This is a genomic window from Microcystis sp. (genome assembly GCF_048564745.1).
GTDB classification, from domain to species: Bacteria; Cyanobacteriota; Cyanobacteriia; order Cyanobacteriales; family Microcystaceae; genus Microcystis; species Microcystis ichthyoblabe_A.
In genome coordinates this window covers 1-4,068 of the sequence record NZ_JBLZRT010000187.1, presented here as the reverse complement: position 1 = coordinate 4,068, position 4,068 = coordinate 1, and the positions used below count along the sequence as shown (strand labels likewise).

Genomic DNA, 4,068 nt, shown 5'->3' with positions numbered 1-4,068 from the left:
GCCCCCCTTGATAAGGGGGGTGCCGATAGGCGGGGGGATCCCCCCTTAATCCCCCCTTGATAAGGGGGGCATCTGACAACTTTTAACGCCTACCTACTTAGATCACTTCTGTAGTATTAAACTTTTATCTGTTTGTCCCTGTGGAATTGCCCTCAATCCATTCGTAAAAAACCATAGATTCCGGGGAACAACGGCTGCATCCTCCGCATTTTTCTAGGGAAATCAGGCGAATTCGCCCTTTTTTCAGCAAGCGATCGAGCATAGGACTTAAGGCATCCGCTGACATCCGAAAGTGTGTGGATAAGTCAGACAGAGATGCTTTCTTATTTTTGACAAGATAAGCCTGTATATCGGTTAAAATCATGGTTTATAAGCGAAAAAATTGATAAAAATTGCTTGATTGCGGTGGGTTACGGCGAATCTAAATAATTTGTTAGTTGCCTAGCTTTTTGTCGCCTAACCCACCCTACTTTTAAATTGCCGGACGATTGATTTTTCGGGGACGGAGATTTTTTAAGATGAATAAAACCCCGACTACGGTTAAACCCATCAAGACTATCCAAAAGAGAGAAAATCCCGGATGTCGAGAAAAAGTGGCGATTTGATAGAAGGAAGTGGCAACAATATAGGCCATTCCTGTGGTCCAGAAGGCAATAAAAGCAGTCCAACCGGCATTAGTTTCGCGATATACTGCCGATGTGGCCGAAACACAGGGAAAATAGAGCAGAACAAACAATAGATAGGCAAAAGCACCCGCTTGACCATCAAATCTTTTCACCATTGCGCCAAAGATTCCTAAATCTACCTCTTGCTTCTCGGCAGCCGTTTTTTGATCTTGCAGATCACCAATATTTAAACCCAAGGGATCAAGTAATTGATTGGGTAATTGCGCTAAATTGGCGGGAATAGTGGCGATAGCTTCCTGAATTTGCCCCCAAAAGTCGAATTTTACCTGTGCTGCCCCCTTATTCGGGTTATCTTCCCCCGCTAGTTGGCTGTAAATTGAGTTTAATGTGCCTACCATCGCTTCTTTGGCAAAAACTCCCGTAAAAATGCCCACCGTTGCCGGCCAATTTTGCTGCTCTAGTCCCATGGGTGAGAAAATAGGAGTTACAGCTTTACTGGTGGCACTTAAAACCGATCGCTCGCTGTCTTGATTACCAAAAGAACCATCAAAACTGAGGGAGTTGAGTAGTCCCAAAATCATCACCATTAAAACGATAACTCGTCCAGCTTTCCATAAAAACGCTTGCAGACGTTCCCAAGTGCGAATTAAAACCCCTTTCAGACGCGGTAGATGATAGGGAGGCAATTCCATAATAAAGTGACTGACTTCTCCCTTGAGTAGGGTTTTTTTCATCACCAATCCCGTCAAAATAGCGGCGAGAATTCCTAAGATATAAAGACCAAAAACGATGTTTTGACCACCTATGGGGAAAAAAGCTGCGGCAAATAGGGCATAAACAGGTAATCTGGCCCCACAGGACATAAAAGGGTTCATCATAATCGTCATTAAACGATCGCGGGAATTTTCTAGGGTCCTGGTGGCCATAATTGCCGGTACACTGCAACCAAATCCCACTAGCATGGGGACAAAGGATTTACCCGGCAATCCCACCAAACGCATCAATCGGTCCATGACGAAGGCTGCCCGGGCCATATAGCCGGAATCCTCTAAAATTGACAAAAAGAGGAACATAAAGCCAATTACGGGGATAAAAGTGGCGACGGTTTGCACACCTCCCCCCGCCCCATCAGCGAGCAGAGCAATTAGCCAACCCGGGGTATGGATTGTTTGTAAAACTTGGGACAAACCATCGACAAAGATAGTCTGGGCAGTTAAATCGAAGAAATCGATAAAGGCAGCACTAACATTGATGGTAAATAAGAACATTAGGTACATTACGCCCAAAAATATCGGAATTCCTAACCAGCGATCGAGAACAATCCGATCGAGGCGGTCGGACATGGTATCATTTATCTGTCCAGTCCGTTGAGTGGCTCCCTGAGTAACTTGTTGAATAAAGCCATAACGAGTATCAGCAATTAAAATATCAAGGTCTTCCCCTAAAACTTGGTGTATTTGTCGTCTATGCTTGACGATAATGCTTAATAGTTCCTGGGAGCGCAATTCTGGGGCGATGCGATCCTCGTATTGCAGTAGATTTAAAGCAGTCCATCTTGGCTCAACGATCCTTTTACTGCTATGGTCGTTAATGTAGGCAACAATCTCGCTCAGAGCTTCCTCAATTACCGCAGGATAAGCCACATAAGCGGCAGTATGGCTAATATCATCGACTAATTCCCCAATTTTTTGCTTTAATTCTCCGATTCCCTCCCCTTTAACCGCACTAATCGGGACGACAATTGCATCCATGCGAACGCTTAAGAGTTGCGGATTAACCACAATACCCCTAGTTTTGGCCACATCCATCATATTCAGGGCAATCAACATCGGTAAACGCATCTCCATGATTTGGGTAGTCAGGTAGAGATTACGCTCTAAATTGGCAGCATCGACGATATTAATCACTAAATCCGCTTCTCCTGACAGTAGATAGTCCCTAGCGACTAATTCATCCATTCCTGTCTCCCCTTCTTCCACATCAAGGGAATAGACTCCGGGTAAATCCACAAGGGTGATATCTTCCCCGTTAACTTGAAATTGTCCCTCTTTGCGATCGACTGTTACTCCCGGCCAGTTGCCGGTCCGTTGATTGGACCGGGTGAGAGCATTAAAAAGGGTAGTTTTGCCACAGTTAGGATTGCCAATTAAGGCGATAATCGGTTTGACCATAATTTAGGATATTGAGTGATGAATAGGCTTAGATGATTAAATTTAGCTTTTTGGGTCTATTTCTTCGACGATTAAAGTGTCTGCCTCCTGTTTACGCAGACTGAGATGAAATCCCCGCACTCGAATCTCGACGGGATCCCCCAAAGGTGCGACGCGAATAACGGTAAACTCTGTCCCCGGAGTTAATCCCATTGATAACAATTTTCCTTTGTATCCGCGCAATGTTCGGTCATAACCGACGACTTTACCCGCTTTTCCTATGGGTATCTCCCGCAGAAATGTTCTTACTTCAGGTAGGTCTTTTTTGGGTTCCAGTTTTTTCGGTTGAATGTCACTAACGAGGATTTTTTCGGCCATTTCCGCCCCGATACCGATACGATTGTCTTGAATGCCAATTAAAACTGATCCCCTCGGTTGGGAGCTAATTACCTGTAATTGAATGCCGGGGTTTAATCCCATACCTAGGAGTCGATTGATCCCTCCTGTCCCCTGAAATCCCACTAACCAGACGGTTTTTCCCATTTCCACTTGTGCTAAAGGATAAGTGGCAGCAAAGTCATTACCCGTGGGAGTGACATTATCTAATTCTGTCTTTTTACCACCCCAAGGGGAAAATTGGGCTTTATTTGGCGATTTTTCTGGTTTTTCTGGGGCATTAGGTCTAATTTTATCGTCCATGCTTTTCTTATCTCCAAAGGTAATGAAGGTCTTTCATTTAAGAGTGATAATAATTCCTTAATAGCTCATCGAGTTTACTGAAGTAGCCAAAGGGTGAGAACTGCACTACTGTCAGCCTCAGTCAACGGTTTTGAAACTGTCTAAGACTTGCGATCGCTAAAAATAAATGCTAATTATTCTCAATTACCAGTGTAATCCCAAAGGGGAGACAGAAAAGAAAATTTTTTCTTTAAAAAAGTCACCGGTCTCTGATCCATGGCGATCGCTGAGAGACGAAAATCTTCATTAATGCCGAAAATTTGTTAGTTACCTTGTACTAAATTCGCTACAATGCGAAAAGGTATATTTATACTACAAACTTAATGATCAGCTAATATGATTGACGAATTTGAAAGAGAAGGTTACTGGTGGCTCCCTGAACACCCAGAAAAACGAGTAATTGGTAAACTTTCCCGGTTCTTCCGAACTTACCATGTAAAATCAACTAGCAAAATGCCAATTTAATAAACATCTAAGACTAAAGTTTTTAAAGTTTCTAAATCCATAGCCTCTCCTTTTAATCACCTTCAGTTTATTATTAATTCCTTCCACTG

At 43.4% G+C, this 4,068-nt stretch carries 4 protein-coding genes; all 4 read right to left on the bottom strand.

Annotated features, from left to right (window positions below; translation table 11 throughout):
• Positions 1-124: 124 nt before the first annotated feature.
• Complete coding sequence (locus tag ACOCD9_RS19885) at positions 125-364, bottom strand: FeoC-like transcriptional regulator (protein ID WP_419548260.1); 240 nt, start codon at positions 362-364, stop codon at positions 125-127.
• A 108-nt stretch (positions 365-472) separates the two neighbouring features.
• Positions 473-2,797: a Fe(2+) transporter permease subunit FeoB gene (feoB, locus tag ACOCD9_RS19880; RefSeq protein WP_419548259.1), complete on the bottom strand. Its 2,325-nt coding sequence runs from the start codon at positions 2,795-2,797 to the stop codon at positions 473-475.
• 42 nt (positions 2,798-2,839) lie between these two features.
• On the bottom strand, positions 2,840-3,475 hold the full coding sequence (locus tag ACOCD9_RS19875) for a FeoA family protein (RefSeq protein WP_287700199.1): 636 nt from the start codon (positions 3,473-3,475) through the stop codon (positions 2,840-2,842).
• A 480-nt stretch (positions 3,476-3,955) separates the two neighbouring features.
• Positions 3,956-4,068, bottom strand: a 113-nt coding sequence (locus ACOCD9_RS19870) for a transposase (protein WP_036400142.1), incomplete at its 5' end; no start/stop codon positions are given.